Annotated in this window: 6 protein-coding genes; 2 read left to right on the forward strand and 4 right to left on the reverse strand. The window is 70.6% G+C overall.

Features of this window, described 5'->3' with window-relative positions; genetic code table 11:
• Window positions 1-82 precede the first annotated feature (82 nt).
• The 3 genes from GT030_RS15570 to GT030_RS15580 all read right to left on the reverse strand — a co-directional run bounded on the left by GT030_RS15570 (window position 83) and on the right by GT030_RS15580 (window position 4,383).
• Entirely contained in the window at window positions 83-1,447 is a 1,365-nt protein-coding gene (locus GT030_RS15570; RefSeq protein ID WP_161201629.1) for a bifunctional o-acetylhomoserine/o-acetylserine sulfhydrylase, read from the reverse strand.
• A 201-nt stretch (window positions 1,448-1,648) separates the two neighbouring features.
• Window positions 1,649-3,868: an NADP-dependent isocitrate dehydrogenase gene (locus tag GT030_RS15575; protein WP_161201630.1), complete on the reverse strand. Its 2,220-nt coding sequence runs from the start codon at window positions 3,866-3,868 to the stop codon at window positions 1,649-1,651.
• Window positions 3,869-3,957: 89 nt separating this feature from the next.
• Window positions 3,958-4,383, reverse strand: a complete 426-nt coding sequence (locus GT030_RS15580) for a DUF4186 domain-containing protein (RefSeq protein ID WP_202460135.1) — start codon at window positions 4,381-4,383, stop codon at window positions 3,958-3,960.
• Between the two features lie 59 nt (window positions 4,384-4,442).
• Between GT030_RS15580 and GT030_RS15585 the strand changes: the two genes are divergently transcribed.
• Window positions 4,443-5,099 carry an HD domain-containing protein gene (locus GT030_RS15585; RefSeq protein WP_161201631.1) on the forward strand — a complete coding sequence of 219 codons (657 nt, stop codon included), beginning with the start codon at window positions 4,443-4,445 and terminating at the stop codon, window positions 5,097-5,099.
• 37 nt (window positions 5,100-5,136) lie between these two features.
• Here GT030_RS15585 and GT030_RS15590 read toward each other — a convergent pair whose 3' ends face one another.
• Complete coding sequence (locus tag GT030_RS15590; protein ID WP_161201632.1) at window positions 5,137-6,228, reverse strand: mechanosensitive ion channel family protein; 1,092 nt, start codon at window positions 6,226-6,228, stop codon at window positions 5,137-5,139.
• A 255-nt stretch (window positions 6,229-6,483) separates the two neighbouring features.
• Between GT030_RS15590 and GT030_RS15595 the strand changes: the two genes are divergently transcribed.
• Window positions 6,484-6,784, forward strand: a 301-nt coding sequence (locus tag GT030_RS15595; RefSeq protein WP_202460136.1) for a hypothetical protein, incomplete at its 3' end; no start/stop codon positions are given.

Here is a 6,784-nt window from a genome sequence, read left to right on the forward strand (position 1 = left end):
CGGCGGCGCCCGGCCGGGTCCCCGTCCCGCCAGGCGCCGGTGACCGGCGGCAGCGGGGCGGGGCGGGCGCGCGGAACGGTGCTCAGGAGGCGCCCTTGGCCGCGCGGAACCCGGCCTCCAGGTCCGCCTTCAGATCGGCCAGGCTCTCGATGCCCACCGACAGCCGGACCAGCCCCGGCGAGGTACCGGTCGCCGTCAACTGCTCCTCGTCGAGCTGGCTGTGGGTGGTGGACGCGGGGTGGATGATCAGGCTGCGTACGTCACCGATGTTGGCGAGGTGGCTGAACAGCTCCACCGCGTCCACGAACCGCTTGCCCGCCTCCACCCCGTCCCGCAGCTCGAAGGAGACGACCGCGCCGGAGCCGCGCGGGAGGTACTTCCGCCCGGCCTCGTACCACCGGCTGGATTCCAGGCCCGGATAGTGGACGGCGGCCACCTCGTCGCGGCCCTCCAGCCACTCGGCCAGCGCCAGCGCGTTGGCGGAGTGCCGCTCCAGGCGCAGGCTCAGCGTCTCCACGCCCTGGAGCAGCAGGAACGCCGAGTGCGGGGAGAGCGCCGGGCCCAGGTCGCGCAGCAACTGCACCCGCAGCTTGACCGCGAAGGCGCCCGGACCGAGCGCCGGCCAGTACCGCAGGCCGTGGTAGCTCGGGTCGGGCTCGGAGAAGTCCGGGAAGCGCTCGGGGTGGGCGCCGAAGTCGAAGGTGCCGCCGTCCACCACCACACCGGCGATGGCGGTGCCGTGCCCGCCGAGGAACTTGGTCGCGGAGTGCACCACGATGTCCGCGCCGTGCTCGATGGGCCGCAGCAGATACGGGGTCGGCACCGTGTTGTCCACGATCAGCGGCACGCCGGCGTCGTGCGCCACGTCCGCGACCGCCCGTACGTCGAGCACGTTGCCGCGCGGGTTGCCCAGGGTCTCCGCGAACAGCGCCTTGGTGTTCGGCCGGATCGCGGCCCGCCAGGCGTCGACGTCGTCCGGGTCGTCCACGAACGACACCTCGATGCCCAGCCGCGGCAGGGTGTGCCGGAACAGGTTGTACGTGCCGCCGTACAGCGAGGCACTGGAGACGATGTGGTCGCCCGCGCCCGCCAGGGTCAGCAGGGCGAGCGTCTCGGCGGCCTGCCCGGAGGCCAGCGCGACGGCGGCGACCCCGCCCTCCAGCGCGGCGATCCGCTGCTCGAACACGTCCTGCGTCGGGTTGTGGATGCGGGTGTAGATGTTGCCGGGCTCGGCGAGCGAGAACAGGTCTGCGGCGTGCCGGGTGTCCTTGAACACGAAGGACGTGGTCTGGTAGATCGGCGTGGCACGCGCCCCGGTCGCCGGGTCGGGCACCGCGCCGGCGTGGATCTGCCGGGTCTCGAAGGACCAGGCGGAGGTGTCGGGTCCGGCGGGCGGTTCGTCCGGGGTGTGACCGGCGGTGACCGAGTCGATGGGCTGGCTGCTCATGGTGCTCCTCGTGCGGTGCGGGCGCGGGTTCGGGCACGAGACAAGCACGGCCGGACAGCTCCGGACAGCCCGGCACGAACCCCGACACGAGGACTTCATGTACGCCACATCCCCGCAACACGGCCGCAGCACAGCCCGGTTACGACCGTGCCCCGGCCGGAGGAGTCCGGCCGGGGCACGCGCGTACAGCTGTCGCAGACGTCAGCTCAGCGAGCCGAGCGCCGCGTTCCAGGTGGCCGACGGGCGCATGACCGCGTCCGCCTTGGCCTTCTCCGGCTGGTAGTAGCCGCCGATGTCGGCCGGGGAGCCCTGCACCGCGAGCAGCTCCTCGACGATCTTCTGCTCATCGGCCGCGAGGGCCTCGGCGAACGGGGCGAACGCCTTCGCGAGGTCGGCGTCGTCGGTCTGCCTGGCCAGCTCCTGCGCCCAGTACAGGGAGAGGAAGAAGTGGCTGCCGCGGTTGTCGATGCCGCCGACCCGGCGGGTCGGGGACTTGTCCTCGTTGAGGAAGGTCGCCGTGGCGCGGTCCAGGGTGTCGGCGAGGACCTTGGCGCGGGTGTTGCCGGTGGCCTCGGCGTACTGCTCGAAGGCGGGCACCAGGGCGAAGAACTCGCCGAGGGAGTCCCAGCGCAGGTAGTTCTCCTTGACGAGCTGCTGGACGTGCTTCGGGGCGGAGCCGCCGGCGCCGGTCTCGAACAGGCCGCCGCCCGCCATCAGCGGGACGACCGACAGCATCTTGGCGCTGGTGCCCAGCTCCAGGATCGGGAAGAGGTCGGTCAGGTAGTCGCGCAGCACGTTGCCGGTCACCGAGATGGTGTTCTCGCCGCGGCGGATGCGCTCCACCGACAGCTTGGCGGCCTCGACCGGCGGCAGGATGCGGATGTCCAGGCCCTCGGTGTCGTGCTCCGGGAGGTACTGGTTGACCTTGGCGATCAGGTTGGCGTCGTGCGCGCGGGTCTCGTCCAGCCAGAACACGGCCGGGTCACCGGTGGCGCGGGCGCGGGTGACGGCCAGCTTGACCCAGTCGCGGATCGGGTCGTCCTTGGTCTGGCAGGCGCGGAAGATGTCACCTTCGGCGACCGGCTGCTCGATGAGCACGTTGCCGTCGGCGTCGACCAGGCGGACGGTGCCCGCGGCGGCGACCTCGAAGGTCTTGTCGTGCGAGCCGTACTCCTCGGCCTTCTGCGCCATCAGGCCGACGTTGGGGACCGTGCCCATGGTGGAGGGGTCGTAGGCGCCGTTGGCGCGGCAGTCCTCGATGACGGCCTGGTAGACACCGGCGTAGGAGGAGTCCGGGATCACCGCGAGGGTGTCGTGCTCCTCGCCGTCCGGGCCCCACATGTGGCCGGAGGTGCGGATCATCGCGGGCATGGAGGCGTCGACGATGACGTCCGAGGGGACGTGCAGGTTGGAGATGCCCTTGTCGGAGTCGACCATGGCGAGCGCGGGGCCCTCGGCCAGCTCGGCGTCGAAGGACGCCTTGATCTCGGCGCCCTCGGGCAGGCTCTCCAGGCCCTTGTAGATGCCGCCGAGGCCGTCGTTGGGGGACAGGCCGGCCGACTTCAGGGTCTGGCCGTACTTGGCGAACGTCTTCGGGAAGAAGGCACGCACCACGTGGCCGAAGACGATCGGGTCGGAGACCTTCATCATCGTGGCCTTCAGGTGCACGGAGAACAGGACGCCCTCCTCCTTCGCGCGGGCGACCTGCGCGGCGAGGAACTGCTCCAGCTCGGCGACGTGCATGACCGAGGCGTCGACGACCTCGTCCTTGCGGACCGTTACCGACTCGCGCAGCACGGTGGTGGTGCCGTCCTCGGCGACCAGCTCGATACGGAGCGTGCCGTCCTCGGGGATCACCACGGACTTCTCGGTGGAGCGGAAGTCGTTCTCACCCATGGTGGCCACGTTGGTCTTGGACTCGGAGGTCCAGGCGCCCATGCGGTGCGGGTGGGTCTTGGCGTAGTTCTTCACCGAGGCGGGGGCGCGGCGGTCGGAGTTGCCCTCACGCAGGACCGGGTTCACGGCGGAACCCTTGATCTTGTCGTAGCGGGCGCGGACCTCGCGCTCCTCGTCGGTCTTCGGGTCCTCGGGGTAGTCCGGCAGCGCGTAGCCCTTGGCCTGCAGCTCGGCGACGGCGGCCTTGAGCTGCGGGATGGACGCCGAGATGTTCGGCAGCTTGACGATGTTCGCGGCCGGCGTCTTGGCCAGGTCGCCCAGCTCGGCGAGCGCGTCCGGGATGCGCTGGTCCTCGTTCAGGTACTCCGGGAAGACGGCGATGATGCGCCCGGCCAGCGAGATGTCGCGGGTCTCCACGGGGACCCCGGCCTGCGCGGCGTACGCCTGGATCACCGGCAGGAACGAATGGGTCGCCAGGGCCGGCGCTTCGTCCGTGTAGGTGTAGATGATGGTCGAGTCAGTCACCGGGTGCTCCGCTCCACGTCTGCAACATTGCTCGACATCAAGATATCTCGTGACCGGGTCCGGTTCGACAGGGGTCCGGTGCCGACCGTTCAGCGCGCGCCGCCGGTCATCTCCCGCTCGATCCAGCGGCAGATCACCTCCACCACGTACACATGCTCGGCGCGGGTGAGGTCCCGGCCCTTGGGGATGCCGTGGCAGCGCAGCAGACAGGTCCGGCAGCAGGTCCCGGTGGCGTGCTGGGCGACGAAGACGGGGTGGCCCCGGTACGGGGTCTGCTTGCCGTCCTTGTACGGCCGGGCCGGGGCGAGCCGCCCCGCGATCAGGTCGTACGCGTGCCAGCGGATGGTGGCCGGGCCCTTCAGCTCGGCGGTGACCCGGTCGCGTCCGCGCAGGTGGAACTTGGCCCGGAACGGCTGCCGGGTGATCGAGTCGAGCCGGGCGTCGAGGGCCGCGAGGGAGGGCGGGGTGAAGGGCTCGGGCGTCGGCTCGGGCTCGGGATCGCGGGAAGAAGTCATACTATTTCGAGTTTAGCCCGGCGGCGTGAGCCCTGGACCGGGCGTGCCACGATGAGCCGGTGAGTGAAGAACCCCGCAAGCTGCTCGTGGACAAGACGCCCCTGCCCGACGGAATCGAGGAGCGGCTGCGGGCCCAGCTCACCTTCCTGGTGGAGGTGGACCGGCTCAAGACCGTGCTGCGTCAGTCGCCGCTCGCCGCGGCGGACCGCCGGGAGAACGACGCCGAGCACTCCTGGCACCTGGCCATGATGGTCGCGGTCCTCGCCGAGCACGCCGACGAACCCATCGATGTCGGCCACACCGTCGAGCTGGTGCTGCTGCACGACCTGGTGGAGATCTACGCCGGTGACACCCCGCTGTACGACAGCGCGGGCGGCGCAGGCCAGCAGGAGCGGGAGGCGGTCGCGGCCGACGACCTCTTCCGGCTGCTCCCGGACGACCAGGCCCGGCGGATGCGGGCGCTGTGGGACGAGTTCGAGGAGCGGGCCACTCCCGAGGCCCGGTTCGCCAAGGCCATGGACCGGCTCCAGCCGCTGCTGCTCAACTGGATGGCCCGCGGCGGCACCTGGCGCACCCCCGGCATCACCGCCGACGACGTCCGGGCCCGCAAGGCGGTGATCGGGGACGCCTCCGCCTCCCTGTGGACGGCGGGCCGGCACCTCATCGACGAGGGTGAGCGGCGGGGCTGGTCGCGCGGCACGGCGGACCAGGACTGAAAAAGGTGGCGGCGCCGGGAGGGCGCCGCCACCGGGCTCACTGCTCGGACGGTGACGGTGCCGTCACGTCGTCGGCCGTGCGCTGGTGAGGTATCAGCACCGACCCCTGCTGGAGCGCCACCGTGCGGGTCGGGGCCGGGATGCGGATGCCCTCCTCGCGGTAGCGGCGGTGCAGGCGCTTGATGAACTCGTGCTTGATCCGGAACTGGTCGCTGAACTCCCCGACGCCCAGGATGATCGTGAACCCGATCCGGGAGTCCCCGAAGGTGTGGAAGCGGATCGCTGCCTCGTGCTCCGGGACGGCACCGGTGATCTCGGTCATCACCTCGTTGACCACCTCGGCCGTCACCCGCTCCACGTGCTCCAGGTCCGAGTCGTAGCTCACCCCGGCCTGCACCAGCACCGTCAGCTCCTGCTCGGGGCGGGTGAAGTTGGTCATGTTGGTCTTGGCGAGCTGGCCGTTGGGGATGACCACCAGGTTGTTGGAGAGCTGGCGCACGGTCGTCTGACGCCAGTTGATGTCGACGACGTACCCCTCCTCGCCGCTGCTCAGCCGGATGTAGTCGCCGGGCTGCACGGTCTTGGAGGCGAGGATGTGGATGCCGGCGAACAGGTTGGCCAGCGTGTCCTGGAGTGCCAGGGCGACCGCCAGACCGCCGACGCCCAGGGCGGTGAGCAGCGGGGCGATCGAGATGCCGAGGGTCTGCAGGACCACCAGGAAGCCGATGGCCAGCACCAGGACACGGGTGATGTTGACGAAGATGGTCGCCGAGCCCGCCACGCCCGAGCGGGACTGGGTGACGCTCTGCACCAGGCCCGCGATCACCCGGGCCGCCGACAGCGTCACCACGAAGATCAGCCAGACCTGGAGGGACTGGTTGACGTGGTGCTGCACGGTACGGGTCAGCGGCAGCACGGCCGCGCCCACCGCGATGCCGCTCGCTATCGCGGCCCACGGCACGACCGAGCGCAGCGCGTCCACGATGACGTCGTCCCCGCTCCACCGGGTCCGCTTGGCATGCTTGGCCAGCCAGCGCAGCACCGTGCGGGACAGAAAGGCCAGCACCAGGCCGGCGGCCAGCGCGATGCCGGCGAGCACCAGGTCGTCCAGGGTCGGCGTGCGGTTCACCGGGCGCCTCCGGTAGCCGAAACGGCGGTGTGGAGCCTGCTGTGAAGTCTCGTCACGTTGTCACCTGTTCGCTGTCCGGGGTGTGCGAACGTGCCCTCGGCCCGAAGGTCCGACGAAGGGCACGTGCCGTCATCCTGCCGCATGCGCGAGGCCCTGAAATGCCGTGCGGACACTCGGTGCGGGAGTCAGCTTTTCCTGACATATCGTCACTTACACTGGCGCTCGTCACTCAGCGTGAGGATGAATATGAGAAGCGTGACTCAAGCGCTGCGCAACTCGCGGCGTCCCTTCGTGCTCGGTGCCGCGCTGACCATCGCGCTCGTTGTGCAGTCGGCCGTCATCGTCGAACAGCACCTCCAGATCCAGGGGTTGCAGACGCAGTCCGTCGACTTCCAGGAGAGCCTGGAGCCCGGCCCTCCCGGTCCCTCCGGTCCGGCCGGCCCCACCGGCCCCGCCGGCCCCATCGGGCCGCCCGGAAAGGACGGCAAGGACGGCACGGACGGAAAGGACGGGCCGCCCGGCAAGGACGGCAAGGACGGAAAGGACGGCAAGGACG

The organism is Streptomyces sp. SID1328, from assembly GCF_009865595.1.
In the GTDB taxonomy this organism is placed as follows: domain Bacteria; phylum Actinomycetota; class Actinomycetes; order Streptomycetales; family Streptomycetaceae; genus Streptomyces; species Streptomyces griseoluteus.

Bases quoted from the DNA above. Each gene is read 5' to 3' on its own strand.
- GT030_RS15570 (WP_161201629.1), bottom strand. From the start codon at position 1,447: ATGAGCAGCCAGCCCATCGACTCGGTCACCGCCGGTCACACCCCGGAC.
- GT030_RS15580 (WP_202460135.1), bottom strand. From the start codon at position 4,383: ATGACTTCTTCCCGCGATCCCGAGCCCGAGCCGACGCCCGAGCCCTTC.